This window comes from Winogradskyella sp. A3E31 (genome assembly GCF_046720935.1).
Taxonomy (GTDB): domain Bacteria; phylum Bacteroidota; class Bacteroidia; order Flavobacteriales; family Flavobacteriaceae; genus Winogradskyella.
In genome coordinates this window covers 161260-181054 of the sequence record NZ_JBHNWH010000008.1, presented here as the reverse complement: position 1 = coordinate 181054, position 19795 = coordinate 161260, and the positions used below count along the sequence as shown (strand labels likewise).

Below are 19795 nucleotides of genomic sequence, written 5' to 3'. Positions count from 1 at the left end.
CATTGTAAAACCAACCACCAACCAATGATAAAATTCTTTAGAAAAATTAGACAAAGACTACTCTCTGAAAATAAATTCAGCAAGTATCTGATTTATGCAATTGGAGAAATAATTTTGGTCGTTATTGGAATTTTAATTGCTCTGCAAATAAATAATTGGAATACTGATAAGATTAACCAAAGCGAATCAAATGAATTTAACCAAAGACTATTAAATGAATTTGTCGGAAATCTTGATTTAGCAAATACAAAAATTGACAAAATAGAAAGTATGATAAATAGTTCAAAGGGTATCCTAGAATTGTTTAATAAAACACCCACTGATAGCAACTCAAGAACATTGGATAGTTTACTAGCTATAGCTATGGAAGGCGTAAAGGTTGAATTTAGGACTGGAACTTTAAACGAAGGACTTAACACAGGAAAAGTTGCATTAATTGAGTCTGAATTATTAAAAAACAAAATTTACGGATTGACTTCAAATATTGATTATGTCAGAGAGTGGGACAAAACTTATTCCGGCTACCTTTCTAATATTTTAATGCCATTCTTGTACAAGAATTTTAATTTTAGAAATATGGATAATGCCTTTTCAAAATATTCTACTGGTGAATCGAAATTTAAAAACAATCGTCATAAAGCTCTATTAGATAACGAAGAATTCGAAAATCTCATCGGCAACCATTATTTTCAATCAAATTCTCAATTGGAGTTTCATACCAACTTGAAAAACGAAATAGAAGAAATAAAAAAGTTAATAGAAATAGAATTAAAAAAATAACGAAAGCCTGCCTACCGCAGGCAGGCACAACAAAGTACTGTGGTAAAAACCATTAAAACGGCTTATATATAATACCGTTATAGTTAATTGAAGGAAAAAGGCTTTAGATGAGCTGAGAATTAAAAGAACTATTACTTGAGCTATTAAAATTTAAACCTATGCTAACCGATATTATTCCAAAATTACCAATGCGTAATAAGTCTGTCACAAGAGATTATTATGTCAATCAATTAGGTTTTGAAGAAATAGGAGACTATGAAGATTATTTAATGATTAAAAAGGAGAGCATAGAAATTCACTTCTTTGCATTTAAGGCACTTAAGCCTAAAAAAAATTATGGTCAAGTTTATATTAGAACTGACAATATTGATGATTTCTATCACTCATTGCTAGATAATAACATTAAGATTCACCCTAATGGAAAGTTAGAAACAAAGCATTGGGGACAAAAGGAATTTTCAATTCTCGACCCAGATACTAATCTCTTAACGTTTGGGCAAAGTATATAAAATAATAATCCACTAAGAGGTTATTGAGATTCTTCGTTACACTCAGAATGACACCTAATAAAAAAGCCCTGCATTTCGGAGATTCCAATTTTTTCAGAATTAAAATTAACGGTAAAGATGACTCAATATTTCAATATGAGACATTGTATTGTGTGCACGTGTTGTGATGAATAATTTTTTTGTCATAAATTTAAAGACAAGGCTATCCATGCAGACGATGTTTAAGAACAAAATTATAAAAGGCTTACCAGCCAGTGGTTTCTTTTCGGGTGACGGAAGACGTTTTATCGTATTTTCTATACTATTTGTTTTTATAGCTCTATTTGAGTTGGGTCAGGATTATATAAGTGCTGTAATCAATAAGACTTCAATAGTCTTTATTGAATCTCTAGCTTATAAATTATTTTGGCCATTATTTATTCCTTTTGCCTTGATGCTTGATTACTGTATAAAGAAAGCGAATACATATTTTAAAGGAATAATATATACGATCAGTATTGTATTTCTGGTAATTATTATCACTATTACCCATTTGATTGCTTTTTCATGCATTCTTGCCATCATTTCGAGGGTTGTCCATGAAAACCCTGTGACGCTCATGAATCTGATAACCGAAAAATTATCCACACGCCTTTACATAGCCTTTTCAATCTACCTTGCTCTGGTTGTTTTATTCTTATTTTACTGGAGAAGAAAATCCCAAGATGGAATTCACTCCAAAACACCTATAAAAACGATTACTATAAAAAATCGTAAAGACTATAGTGTTGTGGATGTTACCGACATTAAATGGATTACTTCTGATGGAGCATACCTCGATATCCATACCAATAATAAAAAGTATGTTCTAAAGGATAGCTTAAAAAGCATTATAACGAAACTCCCTAAAAATTTTAAACGCATTCATAGATCGACGATTGTAAATAGTGACAGAATCAAAAAATTAAAATCCAGAGGCAATGGTGATTATGATATTATTTTGGATGATAACCAGGAGTTAAGGCTCAGTAGAAATTATACAAAAGGCCTCAAAGGAAATCTGCTCTAGTCCTTTACTCATATTATACTATGTATAACTCAGCTTGTGTATTTCGCTACGCCAACGGGCACTAGATTTAGTACATTTGAAATTGAACTAGAGTCATTTACCGTTTAAAAATTTATATTATGCGTTTATTTAAAGTTTTTTTTCTTTCATTCCTTTTGTTTGGTCATTTCAGTTGTGCGCAAAATCAGAAAACAGATAGTAAAAAGATAAGGCTAGTCGGTGGGCCTTGTGAAGGATGTGAAGCCGTGCTTGGCTATGGGGAACGTAAACTAACAGCAACCGATACCTTGCCCGAATTTAAAGAAACTGAGCCTAAGATTAAGATCACTGGTACCATTTATGAAGCCGATGGCAAGACACCTGCAGAGGGCGTGGTTCTTTTTGTTCATCATACCAATAGGGATGGAGTGTACCCAAAGCGAGGAGATGAAAAAGACTGGGCAAAAGAGTATGGCTATTTACATGGCTGGATAAAGACTGGAAAGGACGGAACGTATACGTTCTACACATTTAAGCCCGCTCGTTATGGTGGCCTACCAGCTCATATTCACCCGATTATACTTGAGCCTAATGGCAAGTATTATTGGCTTGGCAGCTTTCTTTTTGATGACGACCCAGAGCTTACTGATGAGGACAGAAATGCAACAAGACCCAGAGGGGGAAGCAATGGTATTCTTTCATTAAAAAAAGAAAATGGGATTATGGTGGGGCGTAGAGATTTTATCCTTGGTAAAAATGTGCCTGGTCATGACTAATGCCCATCATTCATAAAAAAAGACTAAACACAAAAAAAGCCCCGCATTGCGAGGCTTTTATATATTATAACAAGTTCAATTTTAATTATTCATAGAAATTAAAAACTCTTCATTATTTTTTGTTTGCTTAAATCTATCGTTGATAAATTCCATAGCTTCTACAGGATTCATGTCGGCTAAATACTTTCGCATAATCCACATACGCTGAATCGTATTTTCATCTAATAACAGATCATCACGTCTTGTACTTGAAGAGGTAAGGTCAATGGCAGGGAAAATTCTACGATTAGATATTTTACGATCTAATTGCAGCTCCATGTTACCTGTTCCTTTAAATTCTTCAAAAATAACTTCATCCATTTTTGAACCTGTTTCAGTCAACGCTGTTGCAATAATGGTTAAAGAACCACCATTTTCAATATTACGTGCTGCACCAAAGAAACGTTTTGGTTTGTGTAGAGCATTAGCATCAACACCACCAGATAATATCTTTCCAGATGCTGGTTGTACAGTGTTATACGCTCTTGCTAAACGCGTAATGGAATCTAGTAATATCACTACATCATGACCACATTCAACCAAACGCTTTGCTTTTTCTAAAACGATATTAGCAATTCTTACGTGCTCGTGAGCTTCCTTATCGAAGGTAGAAGCAATAACTTCGCCACGTACATTACGCTGCATGTCGGTTACCTCCTCTGGACGTTCATCAATCAATAAAATCATTTGATACACCTCTGGATGATTGGCTGCAATAGCATTTGCAACGTCCTTCAATAACATGGTTTTACCTGTTTTTGGTTGGGAAACAATCATGCCACGTTGCCCTTTTCCTATCGGTGAAAACAAGTCCATAATACGTGTAGAAATGGTACTTTGTCGTTCTGCAATATTAAATTTTTCTTTAGGGAAAAGCGGAGTTAAATGCTCAAAGGCTACACGGTCCCTCACCACTTGCGGGCTTTGACCGTTAATTTTACTCACTTTAATTAAAGGAAAATATTTCTCACCTTCCTTAGGAGGTCGTACATGACCTAAAACTGTATCACCAGTCTTTAATCCGAATAAACGAATTTGAGATTGCGATACATAAATATCATCAGGTGAAGACAGGTAATTGTAATCCGAAGATCTTAAAAACCCATAACCATCTTGCATAATATCTAAAACGCCTTCACTTTCTATAATGGCATCGAACTCATAATCTGGCTCACGGTAACGGTTTCTGTTATCCTTATTGCCGTTATTTTTTGGGTTATTAGAACGATTTGAGCGATTATCGCTTTTAGAATTACTACGCCCTCTGTTAGAACTCTTATTGTCGTTGCTCTGATTTTTATTAGAACTCTTATTATCGTTACCTTGGTTGTTATTACCCGAATCATTAGATTTTGATTCGTTCTTTGATTCGTTCTTTGAATCGTTCTTTGAATCATTAGATGATTTAGAACCTCTATTATCACTTTTAGAATCCTTTTTATCCTGATGACTCTTTTGGTTAGAGTTGGATTTTTGATGACTTGAATCCTTTCTTTGAGGGCGAGGTTTTTGCTGACGATTACTTGTGTTAGATGACTCTGACTTTGTTGAGTTATCGTCATTTTTTACAGCAGATTTAACCGCTTCTGGGTTAGCTGCTTGGTAATCTAGAATTTGATAAACTAAATCTAATTTTTTTTGAGTCCTGTATTTAGGTACTTTTAGTTGTTTTGCTATTTCCTGTAATTCAGGCAGTTTTTTAGCTTTTAACTGAGAAATTTCAAACATTATGTATGTGTAATATGAATTATATTGTTTACGATATTGATTCTTTCAAAAATTTCTAAAAATGAATTGACCAAAAAAAGAAATGTGTGAATTGAAATCGGAAGATGTAGTGTTGTAATTCGTTGATGAATACTTCACTACTGCAATAATACGATTTTTATTTTAAAAATAAGGGCATTATTTATAAGAAACTCTTAATTTTGTGCTTCGAAATTTAAGAACCTAATGATTCAACGTATACAAACCTTATATTTATTACTTGCAGTAGTGATTTCAGGTGTGCTTCCATTTGTTTTTTACTTATGGACAGATACTAATGGAAATGAGGTTTTTGCGCAGTCAATTTACTATATTTTGGGCTTGTTTTTGGGCTCAGCATTGTTGGCTCTAATTTCGATTTTTAGGTTTAAAAACAGAAAGTCCCAGTTTATTTTGGGACGACTCAACATCATATTAAACTTTGTTTTACTAGGAGTGTTCGTCTATCAATCTCTAAATTTATCTGGAGAGATTAACGTCTCTGAGAAAGGTATTGGGATGGTTCTTCCTATTTTTTCTATCGTGTGTTTGGTCTTAGCCAATAAGGCCATAAAAAAGGATGAAGATCTTGTAAAATCTGTAGATCGATTACGATAAACACCTAACATCTTAGTAGTATTAGTGCGAAAAACCCAGAGTGAAAACTTTGGGTTTTTTATTTCTTAAACTCAATCACTTCAAGGTTTTCGATTTTACCACCATCAACGGTAAATCGTAACATGGTACGTACTTTATGAAACCCATGTTTGCCAACTGCGCCAGGATTCATGTGTAGAAGGTTCAGTTTTTTATCTGGCATTACCTTTAATATATGAGAATGTCCGCAGATAAAAAGGCGTGGTGGATTTTGTTTTAGCTCATCACGAGTTCTATTGTTGTATTTGGGAGGATAACCGCCAATATGAGTGATCCAAACATCAACACCTTCACAAGTAAAGCGATTATGTTCTGGATATTCGTTTCTGATTGTAGCATTATCAATATTCCCGTATACAGCTCGTAAGGGTTTTAGTACTTTTATGGCATCTGTTACTTTTAAATCACCAATATCACCGGCATGCCAAACTTCATCCGCTTGCTTTACATATTTTAAAATATCAGCGTCAATGTAACTATGAGTATCGGAAAGAAGTAGGATTTTTTTCATATTAAATGCAGAAAAGCTTAAAGAGATAATAGAGTGAAAACCTCAATTTTTTGTTAAGATTAATGCCTTCGCAGGAATAAAATTATCTTTGTGACTTTGAAGGCAAAAGTAAAGGATTAACTTGAGATATTTTATTCAATTATCTTACAATGGGAAAGCATATCATGGTTGGCAGATTCAACCTAATGCGATTACTGTACAAGAAACTTTAGAAAAAGCGTTAACGACCTTATTGGGAGAAACAATTTCTATTGTTGGAGCAGGCCGTACGGACACAGGTGTGCACGCTAAAGAAATGTATGCTCATTTTGATAGTGCTAGCATGTTACAAACAGAACAGTTATGTTATAAACTAAATTCGCTGTTGCCAGTTGATATAGCTGTTAGGAAAATTTTTGAGGTAAATCCACAAGCTCATGCTCGTTTTGATGCACTTGAAAGGACTTATGAATACAGGATATCAACCGAAAAGAACGTCTTTAACCAAGATTTCACCTATAAACACCATTTGTCTTTGGATATGGCTAAAATGAATGAAGCTTGTAAGATTTTATTCGATTATAGAGATTTTCAATGCTTTTCAAAAAGTAATACTGATGTTAAGACGTATAATTGTATCATAAAAAGTGCTAATTGGGAGGTTTCTGGTGACGAATTGCTATTTACTATTTCCGCTGATCGTTTTTTAAGAAATATGGTAAGAGCAATAGTTGGGACAATGATTAATATTGGTTTGCATAAATTAGCAGTTGAGGATTTACATCATATTATAAAGTCTAAAGATAGAGGACAGGCAGGGTATTCTGTACCCGCTCAAGGACTTTATTTAACTAAAATAAAATATCCAGATACTATTTATCTGAAATAAGAAATGGCAAACAACACTAAAAAGATATTTGATGTGACCTTATTTAAAAGGTTATTGCATTACATACAACCCTATAAAGTCGTGTTTTATGGTTCTTTGTTATGTGTCATTGGTCTGGCGTTGTTCGGTGCATTGCGTCCTAAAGTGTTGCAACAAGCCATAGATACCCAAATTGCCCCCAAGGATTTTGAAGGCTTTTTGTTTTACATCTACATAATGTTAGGGCTGCTGGTCGCTGAGGTTATTAGCAACTTATTATTCATTTATTATGCCAGTTGGTTGGGGCAATCTGTGGTAAAGGACATTAGAGTAAAATTATTTAAGCACATGCTTAAATTCAAGATGACCTATTACGATAAATCTTCGGTTGGAGTATTGATAACAAGGGCTGTAACTGATATGGAGCGTATCGCTGATATTTTTGGCCAAGGTCTTTTCATGATTTTTAGTGATGTGATGAAAATGGCTGTAGTCGGTGGTTTTATGTTAGCGATGAACTGGAAACTCAGCTTAATTGTATTTACAGTTTTACCATTGGTCTTATACGCCACAAAGATTTTTCAGAAATATATGAAGCGTGCTTTTGAAGAAGTGCGTAACGAAGTGTCGAATCTAAACTCTTTTGTTCAGGAGCGGATAACGGGTATGAAAATATTGCAGCTATTTACGCGTGAATCTACGGAATACAAAAAATTCAAGGTTATCAATGAGCGCCATAAAAAAGGATGGCTCAAGACGGTTTGGTATAATTCTATTTTCTTTCCGATTGCAGAATTTTTGTCTTCTTTAACCATGGGAGCCATTATTTGGATTGGTGCCATAAACGTTGTAGGTCCAACACCAGATACAACTGTGGGTGATCTAATGGCGTTTATAATGTTTATACCGATGTTGTTTAGGCCGTTAAATCAAATAGCCAATAAGTTTAATACGCTTCAAATGGGTATGGTTGCTGCGGACCGTGTGTTTAAAGTTTTAGATACACAATCTCATATTGACGATTTGGGAACTAAGGAAGCCGATACTTTTAAAGGGAATATTCAGTTTGAGGATGTTCGATTTTCTTATGTCGCAGACGAAGAGGTGCTCAAAGGTATTTCGCTAGATATAAAATCTGGTGAAACAGTAGCAATAGTTGGAGCAACAGGTGCGGGGAAATCGACCATAATTAATTTACTTAATCGTTTTTATGACATCAATTCTGGTACTATAAAAATTGATGGCACAAATATTAAGGATTTAACCCTGAGTTCTTTGCGAAGCCAGATTGCTATTGTGCTACAAGATGTCTTCTTATTTGCTGATACCATACTCAAAAATATCACCTTAGATAATAAAGGGATTTCCGAAGCTGATGTTATTGAAGCTGCAAAAGCTATTGGGATTCACGATTTTATTATGAGCTTGCCAAATGGGTACCAATATAATGTTAAGGAGCGTGGTGTTATGCTATCCTCAGGGCAACGACAACTAATTTCATTTTTAAGAGCTTATGTCACTAACCCAAGTATTTTGGTTTTGGATGAAGCGACATCTTCAGTTGATTCATATTCAGAGCAGTTGATACAAGATGCGACTGATAAAATAACTAAAGGACGAACCTCTATTGTCATTGCGCACCGTTTAGCAACGATTCAGCAGGCTGATAAAATTATTGTTATGGATGCTGGTAAGATTGTAGAAACGGGAACACACCAAAGTCTACTTCAACACCAAGGTGGTTATTATAAAAACTTATACGAAGTTCAGTTTCTTAAGGCTGAAGCTGTCTAACTTATTTAACTTGTTTTGCTGCCTCTATAGCTTGTTTTTGAGCTTCAATCATACTATCTAAAACTCCTGTATATTTAGCAATTACAATAAAAAGTACTGTAAATAGTACACCTAGCACCAATAAGACGCCAAAGAATATTAGGGATCTGAGGATAAAATTCGGCCAATCTAAATTAAATATACGCTTAAGGCAATAGCCAGAATAAATGATTTGGAACACACCTAATATCATTGAAATTAGTCCAACGTCCAAACCACAGGCCGCACCTGCTATCATAATTATAACACCAAATATTGAGAGTTGCGCCAAGATGTACATAAAGACCACAAGGTGCTCAGTATAATTGTATCGAAACTTCTTTTCCCTAATAAATACTATACGAGAAATTAGGGCATAAAAAGGAACGTTTAGCATCATGGCTATGGATTGGTATTCTTGTATAAAATCAAAGATCCCTTTATTAATATCTTCTGTTCCTGGTTGAGAAATGGAAGAAAAGTCTAGTGCTTCAGGAAAGAATTTCTGCAATAAAAACATTTGGAGTCCGGATAATGTAATGGCTATTGCAAAAAAGCTGATAACATTGACGTATTTTTTTCTGGTTCCACTAATGTAAGATCTTATTACTGCTTCAGGTTTAGTGACCATTGCAATTATGGTCTGCACAAAGCGATTGTCATAATTAAGGAATTCCTCAGAAAAGTGACTTAATAAGTTGCCAAAGGTAAGTCTGTTTCTTATCACTCTGGCTCCGCAGTAGCTGCAATAATTGCTTTCGTGACCTATATCCTTCTTACAGTTTTTGCAGTTCATGATTAAACTAAATCTTTCTTTATTTTTTCAGACAGTTCTTCCATATCCTTAAACATCATAAACTCTCCATTTTTTATATAAGATAATTGACCAGTTTCCTCGCTTACAGCAAGAACTATGGCGTCCGTTTTTTCTGTTATCCCTATACCTGCCCTATGTCTAAGCCCAAAGCGTTCTGGAATGGTTTTTTCGTTACTTACAGGAAGAATAACTCGAGTGGCCTTTACAACGTTATTTTCAATGATGATGGCACCATCGTGCAAGGGACTGTTCTTAAAAAAGATGCTTTCAATAATAGGTTGTGACACCGCAATATCAGTTTCGTCACCAGTATTCATCAAAAAATCGAGATTGTTATTTCGTTCAATAACGATTAATGCGCCAGTTTTAGAAGCACCCATTGAAACACATGCGGATAAAATAGCATCGATATCAGTTGTGGTTTCAATATCACTTTTAAGAAAATTAAAACTTTTAAAAATTCGACGTTTGCCCCCAAGATTAGTAGAGCCTACCATAAGGAGAAATTTTCGAATTTCAGGTTGAAAGACAACAATTAAGGCGATAATCCCAACTTTCATAAAACCATCAAAAATACGATGTAGCATCTGCATATTGAGGTAATCGGTGAGTCGCCAAACGAAATAAATAACGAGGATGCCGATAAAAATATTGATAGCAACTGTGCCTTTAACCAGCTTGTAAATGTAATAGAGAAGAATGGCGACCAAGAACACATCGACAAAGTCAATAAATCTAAAATCCCAAAATTGAAAGTTTTCCAAGCCTTATGGTTTTTGCTAATTTAACAAATTAGAAGTAATATAGAAACACAAGACTATATATTCATTTGATTATAGAGCTTAACACATTCCATTGCTTCCTTAACATCATGCACTCTAAGTAGTGATGCTCCATTGTTTAGCGCCAACATATGTAAAGCAGTTGTGCCATTTAGTGCTTCAGAAGAATCAGAACCGAGAACTTTATAAATCATGGATTTTCTAGATATGCCTGCTAAAATCGGCTTGTCCACTATTTTTAATACGTTCAATTTTTTAAGTAGTTCGTAGTTTTGAGCTGTCGTTTTTGCAAAGCCAAACCCAGGATCAATAATAATATCTAGAATATGATGTTGTTTTGCTAATTGAATACGTTCTGAAAAATAGGAAATAATATCCTTAACAATATCGTCATAATCCGTTAGGGTTTGCATGGTCTTAGGATTCCCTCGCATGTGCATCATTACATAAGGCACTTTTAAGCTGCCTACAGTTTTTAGCATAAACTCATCTATTTGCCCTCCCGAAATATCGTTTATAATAGCAGCTCCTGCCTTTATACTTTCTGTGGCAACTTTACTTCTAAAGGTATCTATTGAAATAATGGTTTTGGGAAACTCTTTTAGAATCGCTTCAATTGCAGGAACAACCCTTTGCAATTCTTCTTGTTCAGAAACTTCATTCCCGCCAGGCCTAGAGCTATAACCACCAACATCAATAAATGAGGCGCCTTCTTTTAACATTTCTTCAACGTTATTAAGGATTGAAGAGTTTTCATTAAATCGACTGTTTTTATAAAACGAGTCAGGGGTTATATTTACTATACCCATCACTTTTGGAGACGATAAATCAATTAATTCCCCTTTGCAATTTATAGTCATCTATTTATTTCGAATTTTATAAGGCAATAAGTGTTTTAAACCTTGAAGTATTAATATATTTATGCGAAATTTACACAAATTTTACGCGATAATCGCAATTTAGATATATCAGGGAATACTTTAAATGTTATCAAATTCTGGGCCAGGCGCCTTAATGGTAACCAAAGAGAAGTTTATTTTTAATTATGCAAAATACCTCTAAACAATACGATGCTGTTGTTGATAAATGCAGATCACTTTTTATAAAAAAAATGTCAGATTATGGCAGTGCGTGGCGTATTTTAAGACTGCCGTCATTGACGGATCAAATTTTTATTAAAGCACAGCGAATAAGAGGCTTACAGCAAAACACTGAGCAAAAAATTGACGAAGGTCAGGAGAGTGAATTTATTGGAATAGTGAATTATTGTGTTATGGCACTCGTTCAAATTGATAGGGGAGTCGTTGAGCAACCAGATCTTACTACAGATGAAGCAACTCATTTGTATGATGAAAAAGTAGCATTAACCAAGCAATTAATGCTAAATAAAAATCACGATTACGGAGAAGCATGGAGAGATATGCGAGTAAGCTCTTTGACTGATCTAATTTTACAGAAATTGTTAAGGGTGAAGCAAATTGAAGATAATGCCGGTAAAACCATTGTGAGTGAAGGTATAGATGCCAATTACCAAGACATGATCAATTATGCGATTTTTGCAATGATTCATTTAAGTGAAGTAGAATAATTTTAAAGTATAGAAGAAATGGTCACTGAGGTTCTCGAAGTGACTAATGGATAAATATAAGGGTTACTGAGGCTCTCGAAGTGACTTTATAATTAAAAATAAAACGTGGCTTCGAGAGCCTCAGCCACCAGCGCATTATGAAATATTTAGTTAGTATCAGTAGAATTCTTGTAGGAGTGCTATTCATCATTTCAGGATGGATAAAACTTAATGATCCGCTAGGGTTTTCTTATAAATTGCAAGAGTATTTTGGTGCGGATGTGTTGAATCTTCCTTTTTTAGAACCTTACGCATTAGGGATATCAATTTTAGTGGTAGTATTTGAGGTTGTGCTTGGAGTGTTTTTATTGATTGGCTATAAAAGAAAGTTTACAATCTGGAGCTTGCTCTTAATGATTGTTTTCTTTACGTTCTTAACCTTTTACTCAGCTTATTTCGATAAAGTAAAAGACTGCGGGTGTTTTGGCGATGCTTTAAAGTTGACTCCTTGGGAAAGCTTTACTAAGGATGTTGTTTTATTAGTATTGATATTAATTCTTTTTGTAGGTAAAAAATACATCAACCCTATATTCTCAAAGTTGCCTAATACTATTATTGCTCTCATGGCCTTTTTAGTATCACTTTATATAGGATATGATGTGCTAATGCATTTGCCACATGTGGACTTTAGGGCATATAAAGTTGGAAATAACATTCAAGAACAAATGGCAACTCCACCAGATGCCGCACGTCCTGTTGTAGAATATACTTGGAATTATAAATTGAATGGCGAAGAGAAGACATTCATAGATAATGGTCGTGGCCCTTCAGAATATGATGAAATCATTAATGTTGAAACAAAACAAATAGATGAAGGCTATATTCCTCCTATTCAAGATTTTACTATAGAGTCTGCTGATGAGGATTTAACCTCGTACTTTTTAGAAAAAGATAATTTGGTCATTGTAGCGATGTATAATATAGCAAGTTCTGAGCCTGATGGCTTGGCAAAATTAAAGTCTTTTACGGATAAAGCGATTAATAAAGGTTATACAGTGATAGGTTTATCAGCATCAGGAGAAACTGCCAAACAACAACTAAAAGAGCAGTTTAAGCTCAATTTTGATATTTATTTGTGTGATGAAAAGGTCGTAAAGACTATAGTGCGAGCCAACCCTGGAATTGTTATTCTTAATAGTGGTACTGTTGTGGATAAGGCACATTGGAATGATATTGAAGACATTGAACTATAGCTAGTGTTCCGTTATCTCCTAAATAAAATTTTCTATGCAGGCTTAACGCTTCTGGGAGTAGTAACGGTCATTTTCTTTTTATTTACGGTGTTGCCGGGTGACCCCGCAAAAATGATGTTAGGGCAAAATCAAACTGCCGAACAAGTTGAAGCCGTTAAAAAGAAGTATGGTTTTGATAAACCTTTGAGCACACAATATTTTTACTATTTAAACGATCTTTCGTTCGTTTCTTTCCACTCAACACAGTCAGAAGATTATACCTATTTGGATGAAAATAAGTATGACGCTTTAAAACTATTTTCAATAGGTGAAACTAATCTAGCCCTTAAATGGCCATATTTACGCGAATCCTTTGCAAAGCAAGGTAAAAAAGTAAGTCAAGTCATCGGCGAGACTCTACCTAACACTTTTGTGTTAGCTATTGCGGCGATAATTATTGCCATTATTTTAGGTTTAATTCTTGGTGTGATTTCGGCATTGAAACAAGACACCTGGCTCGATAAGAGTATTCAAGTATTGAGTACTTTGGGGATGAGTGTACCATCTTTTTTTAGCGCCATCCTTTTTGCATGGGTTTTCGGATATGTTCTACATAGATACACTAATTTAGAAATGACAGGAAGCCTCTATGAACTCGATGACTTTGGTGAACGGATGACCATACAATGGAAAAACCTAATATTGCCAGCCATAGTCCTAGGCATAAGACCTCTAGCTGTTGTTATTCAACTCATGCGTAATTCTTTGCTAGAAGTTATGAGTCAAGATTATATTAGAACCGCAAGAGCTAAAGGATTAAGCGAATTCAATGTTATAAAAAGGCATGCCGTAAAAAACGCTTTAAACCCTGTGGTGACAGCAATTTCTGGCTGGTTTGCTTCCATGTTGGCTGGTGCCGTTTTTGTGGAATATATCTTTGGCTGGAATGGCCTCGGAAAAGAAATTGTTAATGCCTTAAACACACTCGATCTGCCAGTAATTATGGGCTCTGTTTTGTTAATAGCCGTCATTTTCATTACTATCAATATTTTGGTAGATGTTATTTATGCGTGGCTAGACCCAAGAGTGAAGTTAAGTTAAAGAGCCGTTGTGTTTATCGTTTAGAACTTCCTCTTTATAATAGTATCTTTGTATTTTAAATTAGTGCACAAAATCATATCTAAAAATTATCATGAGAAAACATATCGTAGCAGGAAATTGGAAGATGAATAATAATCTTTCGGAAACACAATCTTTAATAACAGATCTTAAAAATCAGAATAAAACCTCTGATGCGGAAGTAATGATTGCTCCGTCCTTTACCAATTTATGGCATGCCAATGAGTCTTTGCGAACTACCGAAATTGAAGTTGTTGCCCAAAACATGCATTTTTCTGAAAGTGGAGCTTATACAGGAGAAGTAAGTCCAGAGATGCTAAAAAGCCTAGGGATTACTACTGTTATTTTAGGTCATAGTGAGCGTCGTGCCTATTACAATGAAACTGACGAATCACTTGCCAGAAAGGTGGATGCAGCATTAAAGCACGATATGAGAGTGATTTTCTGTTTTGGGGAGGAATTAAGTGACCGAAAAGCGAATAATCAAGAAGCAGTTGTTGAAAGCCAAATTAAAAACGCATTATTTCATTTAGAAGCAGATGCTTTCAAAAATATCGTTTTGGCTTATGAGCCCGTATGGGCTATTGGCACAGGCGAAACTGCAAGTCCAGAACAAGCACAGGAAATGCACGCGTTTATTAGAAAGACGCTTGAGGACAAATATGGTTCTGAAACAGCTGAGAATGTGTCTATTTTATATGGTGGTAGTGTAAAACCAAATAACGCCGAAGAAATATTTTCAAAGCCAGATGTTGATGGAGGACTAATAGGTGGCGCGTCATTAAAGGCCGAAGATTTCTATGCTATCGTTAATGCGTTTTAATTATTGATTTGTCATTCCGAATGAGGAATGAAGAGGAATCTTGTACATTGAGATGCGATTTGCTAATCCTAACGATTCCATCATTTTTAATTAAAAGCAAAATCAAATATTCAATATGTCCGACAACATTTATATAGGTTACACATTTAATGTTCAACCATTACAACCGGCCGTTGAAATATTAATAGCCGAATTAGGATATGCAGGTTTTGAGAGTTTTGTTGAAACCGATGATGGAGTAGTGGCTTATATTCAAAAAAGTGAATGGACTTCAAGTGTATTGGATGACATACACATTTTAAACTCTGATGAGTTTAACATTTCATATTCTTATGAAGAAATAGCCCAAACAAACTGGAATGCGGAGTGGGAGAAGAACTTTAACCCTATTGTCGTTGATGACCTCTGTACAGTGAGAGCTCCATTCCATGAGGCTCCTAATACAAAATACGATTTGGTTATTGAGCCCAAAATGAGCTTTGGTACTGGTCATCACGAAACCACCCACATGATGATTCAACATATCTTAAACAATGATTTTAAGGGTAAATCCGTTTTAGATATGGGCTGTGGAACTGGCGTACTAGCAATTTTAGCAAAAAAAATAGGTGCAAAAAGTGTTGAAGCCATTGATATAGACAACTGGTGCTATTTAAATAGTATTGAAAATGCTGAACGTAATAATTGTAAAGACATTTCAGTTTATGAAGGTGACGTTGCATTACTGAAAGGAAAAAAATACGATACAATTATTGCCAATATTAATAGAAATATTCTCTTAAAGGATATTGCTACCTATACTGATTGTTTGAACTCAAAAGGGGAATTATATCTAAGCGGTTTCTATGAAGAAGACATCCCGATGATTGAAAATGAGTGTAATAGAAATATGTTAAAATTGAAGGAAACCCTTAAAAGAGGGCAGTGGGTTTCATTAAAATTTATAAATTAGTGCTGTTATGAGTACCAGAGAAAAACAATCCGAAGAATTACTTCTCGAAGAAGACGTAATTAAACAGAATGAAATTGTGCTGTTCAATGATGATGTTAATACCTTTGATCATGTCATTGATACTCTTATTTATGCTTGTGATCATACGCCAGAACAAGCCGAGCAGTGTTCTATTCTTGTGCATTACAAAGGCAAGTGTACTGTTAAAACAGGAGCTTATGAAGATTTAGAGCCAAGATGTTCTAAACTGTTACAAGCAGGTCTTAGTGCAGAAATAGTTTAATTATCTTTTACCTTGCAGGTACTTTTACCTAAAGCTAAATAAAGTGGACAAAGGTTAAAGAAACTTGTCACCACCAATATCCCAGCAATGGCTAACAAAATAATTGCCAATGTGCCCTCGATAATTTCTAAATAAGATAGAATAACAATTATCCCAGCTAATAGCAGTCTTATAAATTTATCCGTACTTCCTATATTTTTAGTCATAATCCATTCTTTATAAAGTTGATGGGCACACAAATTCAGATGTTGGTAAATCCGTTTTCTTTATAGCGCCAAAACCACCAGCAACATCGATCAGATTCTCAAAACCTCTAGCCTTTAGAATTGATGCTGCGATAACAGATCGATATCCACCTGCACAATGAATGTGATAGGTTTTATCTTTATTTATCTCATTCATATTATCGTTTATAAAGTCTAGAGCAAAATGCTGGGCATTTTCTAAGTGCATGGATTTATATTCACCATCTTTTCTGACATCTAAAATATTTACATCACTTTTTTTAACTGCTTCTGCAAACGTTTCTGCAGATATAGATTCTAGTGATTCTGTTTCTCTGCCTGAAGCTTTCCAAGCTTCGATGCCACCTTCTAAATACCCTAATGTATTGTCGTAGCCAACACGAGATAGACGAGTCACAGCTTCTTGGGATTTTCCTTCAGGAACAACTAAAATTATAGGTTGCTCCAAATCTGTAATTAAAGCCCCAACCCACGGTGCAAATTGACCATTAAGACCAATAAAAATAGAATTTGGAATATGGTCTTTGACAAAATCGAATTGAGTTCTTACATCCAAGACTAAAGCCGACTCATAATTAGCCATAGCCTCAAAAGCATCTGGTTGCAAGGGCACGTTTCCTTTTTTAAGAACAACATCAAAATCACTATATCCTTGTTTGTTGAGCATTGCATTTTTAGCGAAATATTGAGGTGGTGGCGCTATACCGGTTAATACTTCTTTTATGAACTCGTCCTTTGTCATATCTGCCCTTAGCGCATAATTTGTTTTTTTCTGTTCACCTAAAACTCCAACAGTTTCTTTACTCAGGTTTTTACCACAAGCAGAACCAGCACCATGAGCAGGATATACAATAACATCATCTGCCAATGGCATTATTTTATTTCTGAGGGAATTATACAACATGCCTGCTAAATCTTCACTAGTTAAATCAGATTTAATAGCTAAATCAGGTCTTCCTACATCACCTAAAAATAAAGTATCACCAGTAAAGATAGCATGGTCTTTGCCGTTTTCGTCTTTCAATAAATATGTGGTAGATTCTAAGGTGTGTCCTGGTGTGTGAAGTGCTTTTATGGTGAGCTTTCCTAATTTAAATTCTTCATTATCCTTAGCAGAATAAATGTCGTAAGCTGTATCTGCACCAGGGCCATAAACTATAGTGGCACCAGTTTTTTTAGCTAAATCTACATGTCCTGAAACAAAATCAGCATGAAAATGGGTTTCAAAAATGTATTTGATTTTTGCATTATTCGATTTTGCTTCATCAATATATTGCTGCACCTCTCTAAGAGGATCTATAATAGCAACTTCTCCTTCAGACTCTATATAATATGCTCCTTGTGCTAAACATCCGGTGTATAATTGTTCAATCTTCATAATCATAAAATTTAATAGTCAAATTTACGAAAGTTGATTCGTTTTTAGTGTAACCAAAATCACATTCAAAAGTTAAAGAGTTCTCTATATATAATATAAAGGCCCATTATTATAGTAAAAATTCCAAACCCTTTTTTTAAGTTTTGGTTTGAAATGTATTTTGAAAGTTTACCACCGATGAGTATACCTACAATTGTTAACCCCGAAAAAGACAATAAGAAAGGCCATTCAATATCAATAGTTTGAAGGTCTCCCATAAACCCTATCAAAGAGTTTATTGTGATTATTATCAGAGACGTGCCTACAGCTTTTTTCATCGGAAGATTAGTCCATAACACTAGCGCGGGTACATATAAAAAGCCACCACCTGCACCAATGATACCAGTTATAGTACCGATTACTATACCTTGTATAAAGGTTTTGTAATAGGCAATTTTTGAGGTATTGGGGCTTGTGCTATTCTTCTTTTTTATCATAGAGAATGCTGCCAAAAACATTACAATTGCGAAGAAAATCATTATTCCCATTTCTTTGGTGAGGTTATATTCACCTATAGAAAAAAGAGTATCTGGGAGGTTGGGGACAAGATATCTTCTGGACATGTAAACTGCTGCAAAAGAAGGGAATGAAAAGGCTAGCCCGGTTTTAATATCCACAAGACCTTTTCTGTGCTTTTGAATAGTGCCAACTAAAGCCGAAGACCCCACGACAAATAGAGAATATGCAGTAGCGATAATAGGATTGTATGCTAAGAGATAAACTAAAATTGGTACCGTGAGTATTGAGCCACCACCGCCAATAAGACCAAGTATTAATCCAACAAATAGAGCACTTATATAACCAAGAATCTCTGTGATATCCATTTAGTGAGGTAGTTTGTCTTTTAAAACACCGTAAACAAATGTGCCTAAGAGTGTAGCGGCAATTAAGATAAGGACCGAAAAGACTCCAGTACCAACCAGAATATACATTGGTCCAGGGCAAGCACCAGAAAGTGCCCAGCCTAATCCAAAAATACTACCACCAATGAGATACCGAGTCCAACTTTTGTCTTTTAGTGGGACATTTATCTGATGCCCTTCAAGATTTTTTATTTTAAATGTTTTAGCAATTAATAGTATAATGACACCTGTAGCTACAGCTGTGCCAATAATACCGTACATGTGAAAGGATTGAAATTTAAACATTTCGAAAATTCGGTACCAAGAAACTGCTTCGGACTTAACCAATACAATTCCGAAGAAAATTCCAACGAGAAAAAATTTAATGTATTTGCCCATAACTAAAATAATATTGGGAATATAAAGTGAATCATAATAAGGCCTCCAATAAAAAAGCCAATAACGGCAATTAAAGATGGCAGTTGTAAACTGCTCAAACCAGTAATTGCATGGCCAGAGGTACAGCCACCAGCGTAACGTGTGCCGAAACCGACCAAAAACCCACCAATCACCAAGATCAGAATTCCTTTAATTGAAAATACAGCATCCCAACTAAAAAGTTCTGGTGGTAAAAGCGTATTGCCTGCATTACTAAAATCTAATGCCTGTAAATCGCTGATTGTTTCTGTACTTAAATTAATGTCTATTGGATTTGACAGGTGAAAATGTGCAATGTATCCTCCTAAAATAGCTCCTACGACGACTATAAGATTCCATCGTTGAGCCTTCCAATCGAATCTAAAAAATCCTGAATACTTTCCCGCGCCTCCAATACTGCAAAGGGTTCTTAGGTTTGAGGACATACCAAATGTGCGTCCAAAATATAATAGCAAAAACATTACTAAAGCAATCAAGGGGCCCGAAATGTACCATGGCCAAGGCTCTAAAATAGATTCCATAATTGATATTTTACACAAAAATAAGTTTTTAAGACTTGGCCTTATGTGACCTA

At 34.9% G+C, this 19795-nt stretch carries 23 protein-coding genes; 13 read left to right on the top strand and 10 right to left on the bottom strand.

Features of this window, described 5'->3' with window-relative positions:
* Window positions 1-24 precede the first annotated feature (24 nt).
* The 4 genes from ACFEMA_RS11645 (at window position 25) to ACFEMA_RS11630 (ending at window position 3092) form a co-directional block, all read left to right on the top strand.
* On the top strand, window positions 25-780 hold the full coding sequence (locus ACFEMA_RS11645) for a hypothetical protein (RefSeq protein WP_411768375.1): 756 nt from the start codon (window positions 25-27) through the stop codon (window positions 778-780).
* 158 nt (window positions 781-938) lie between these two features.
* Entirely contained in the window at window positions 939-1289 is a 351-nt protein-coding gene (locus ACFEMA_RS11640) for a bleomycin resistance protein (protein ID WP_411768374.1), read from the top strand.
* A gap of 217 nt (window positions 1290-1506) precedes the next feature.
* Window positions 1507-2337: a LytR/AlgR family response regulator transcription factor gene (locus tag ACFEMA_RS11635; RefSeq protein ID WP_411768373.1), complete on the top strand. Its 831-nt coding sequence runs from the start codon at window positions 1507-1509 to the stop codon at window positions 2335-2337.
* A 119-nt stretch (window positions 2338-2456) separates the two neighbouring features.
* Complete coding sequence (locus ACFEMA_RS11630; RefSeq protein WP_411768372.1) at window positions 2457-3092, top strand: intradiol ring-cleavage dioxygenase; 636 nt, start codon at window positions 2457-2459, stop codon at window positions 3090-3092.
* Window positions 3093-3173: 81 nt separating this feature from the next.
* Here ACFEMA_RS11630 and rho read toward each other — a convergent pair whose 3' ends face one another.
* Window positions 3174-4859, bottom strand: coding sequence for a transcription termination factor Rho (rho, locus tag ACFEMA_RS11625; protein WP_411768371.1), 1686 nt, complete (start codon window positions 4857-4859; stop codon window positions 3174-3176).
* A 225-nt stretch (window positions 4860-5084) separates the two neighbouring features.
* On the opposite strand from rho, the gene ACFEMA_RS11620 reads away from it, so the two are divergent.
* A complete protein-coding gene (locus ACFEMA_RS11620; protein WP_411768370.1) occupies window positions 5085-5495 on the top strand; it encodes a DUF4293 domain-containing protein in 411 nt (136 codons plus the stop codon).
* 58 nt (window positions 5496-5553) lie between these two features.
* Here the strand turns inward: ACFEMA_RS11620 and ACFEMA_RS11615 are convergent, their stop codons facing one another.
* A complete protein-coding gene (locus ACFEMA_RS11615; RefSeq protein WP_411768369.1) occupies window positions 5554-6045 on the bottom strand; it encodes a metallophosphoesterase family protein in 492 nt (163 codons plus the stop codon).
* Between the two features lie 121 nt (window positions 6046-6166).
* Here ACFEMA_RS11615 and truA point away from each other — a divergent pair, with 121 nt between their 5' ends.
* Both truA and ACFEMA_RS11605 read left to right on the top strand, forming a co-directional pair.
* Window positions 6167-6913 (top strand): tRNA pseudouridine(38-40) synthase TruA, encoded by a 747-nt coding sequence (truA, locus tag ACFEMA_RS11610; RefSeq protein ID WP_411768368.1) that lies wholly within the window; start codon window positions 6167-6169, stop codon window positions 6911-6913.
* 3 nt (window positions 6914-6916) lie between these two features.
* Window positions 6917-8686 (top strand): ABC transporter ATP-binding protein, encoded by a 1770-nt coding sequence (locus ACFEMA_RS11605; protein WP_411768367.1) that lies wholly within the window; start codon window positions 6917-6919, stop codon window positions 8684-8686.
* A 1-nt stretch (window position 8687) separates the two neighbouring features.
* On the opposite strand, the gene ACFEMA_RS11600 is transcribed toward ACFEMA_RS11605, so the two are convergent.
* From ACFEMA_RS11600 to folP, 3 genes are read right to left on the bottom strand one after another with little or no spacing between them, the layout of a single operon-like run.
* Window positions 8688-9500 carry a DUF3667 domain-containing protein gene (locus tag ACFEMA_RS11600; protein ID WP_411768366.1) on the bottom strand — a complete coding sequence of 271 codons (813 nt, stop codon included), beginning with the start codon at window positions 9498-9500 and terminating at the stop codon, window positions 8688-8690.
* 2 nt (window positions 9501-9502) lie between these two features.
* Window positions 9503-10285 (bottom strand): diadenylate cyclase CdaA, encoded by a 783-nt coding sequence (cdaA, locus tag ACFEMA_RS11595; RefSeq protein WP_411768365.1) that lies wholly within the window; start codon window positions 10283-10285, stop codon window positions 9503-9505.
* A gap of 53 nt (window positions 10286-10338) precedes the next feature.
* Window positions 10339-11163 (bottom strand): dihydropteroate synthase, encoded by an 825-nt coding sequence (gene folP / locus ACFEMA_RS11590; protein WP_411768364.1) that lies wholly within the window; start codon window positions 11161-11163, stop codon window positions 10339-10341.
* Window positions 11164-11348: 185 nt separating this feature from the next.
* Here folP and ACFEMA_RS11585 point away from each other — a divergent pair, with 185 nt between their 5' ends.
* The 6 genes from ACFEMA_RS11585 to ACFEMA_RS11560 all read left to right on the top strand — a co-directional run bounded on the left by ACFEMA_RS11585 (window position 11349) and on the right by ACFEMA_RS11560 (window position 16279).
* Window positions 11349-11891 carry a DUF1599 domain-containing protein gene (locus tag ACFEMA_RS11585; protein WP_411768363.1) on the top strand — a complete coding sequence of 181 codons (543 nt, stop codon included), beginning with the start codon at window positions 11349-11351 and terminating at the stop codon, window positions 11889-11891.
* A gap of 137 nt (window positions 11892-12028) precedes the next feature.
* Complete coding sequence (locus ACFEMA_RS11580) at window positions 12029-13123, top strand: BT_3928 family protein (protein ID WP_411768362.1); 1095 nt, start codon at window positions 12029-12031, stop codon at window positions 13121-13123.
* 3 nt (window positions 13124-13126) lie between these two features.
* Window positions 13127-14203 carry an ABC transporter permease gene (locus ACFEMA_RS11575; protein WP_411768361.1) on the top strand — a complete coding sequence of 359 codons (1077 nt, stop codon included), beginning with the start codon at window positions 13127-13129 and terminating at the stop codon, window positions 14201-14203.
* A 91-nt stretch (window positions 14204-14294) separates the two neighbouring features.
* On the top strand, window positions 14295-15044 hold the full coding sequence (gene tpiA, locus ACFEMA_RS11570; protein WP_411768360.1) for a triose-phosphate isomerase: 750 nt from the start codon (window positions 14295-14297) through the stop codon (window positions 15042-15044).
* Window positions 15045-15159: 115 nt separating this feature from the next.
* A complete protein-coding gene (prmA, locus tag ACFEMA_RS11565) occupies window positions 15160-15996 on the top strand; it encodes a 50S ribosomal protein L11 methyltransferase (RefSeq protein ID WP_411768359.1) in 837 nt (278 codons plus the stop codon).
* Between the two features lie 7 nt (window positions 15997-16003).
* Entirely contained in the window at window positions 16004-16279 is a 276-nt protein-coding gene (locus ACFEMA_RS11560) for an ATP-dependent Clp protease adaptor ClpS (RefSeq protein ID WP_411768358.1), read from the top strand.
* Here the strand turns inward: ACFEMA_RS11560 and ACFEMA_RS11555 are convergent.
* The 5 genes from ACFEMA_RS11555 to ACFEMA_RS11535 all read right to left on the bottom strand — a co-directional run bounded on the left by ACFEMA_RS11555 (window position 16276) and on the right by ACFEMA_RS11535 (window position 19742).
* Window positions 16276-16485 carry a DUF2892 domain-containing protein gene (locus tag ACFEMA_RS11555; RefSeq protein WP_411768357.1) on the bottom strand — a complete coding sequence of 70 codons (210 nt, stop codon included), beginning with the start codon at window positions 16483-16485 and terminating at the stop codon, window positions 16276-16278. The two genes, ACFEMA_RS11560 and ACFEMA_RS11555, sit on opposite strands and share 4 nt — an antisense overlap.
* Before the next feature lie 10 nt (window positions 16486-16495).
* A complete protein-coding gene (locus ACFEMA_RS11550; protein ID WP_411768356.1) occupies window positions 16496-17902 on the bottom strand; it encodes an MBL fold metallo-hydrolase in 1407 nt (468 codons plus the stop codon).
* Window positions 17903-17967: 65 nt separating this feature from the next.
* Window positions 17968-18765 (bottom strand): sulfite exporter TauE/SafE family protein, encoded by a 798-nt coding sequence (locus ACFEMA_RS11545; RefSeq protein ID WP_411768355.1) that lies wholly within the window; start codon window positions 18763-18765, stop codon window positions 17968-17970.
* Window positions 18766-19182: a DUF6691 family protein gene (locus tag ACFEMA_RS11540; RefSeq protein WP_411768354.1), complete on the bottom strand. Its 417-nt coding sequence runs from the start codon at window positions 19180-19182 to the stop codon at window positions 18766-18768.
* A 2-nt stretch (window positions 19183-19184) separates the two neighbouring features.
* Entirely contained in the window at window positions 19185-19742 is a 558-nt protein-coding gene (locus tag ACFEMA_RS11535; RefSeq protein WP_411768353.1) for a YeeE/YedE family protein, read from the bottom strand.
* Window positions 19743-19795 lie beyond the last annotated feature (53 nt).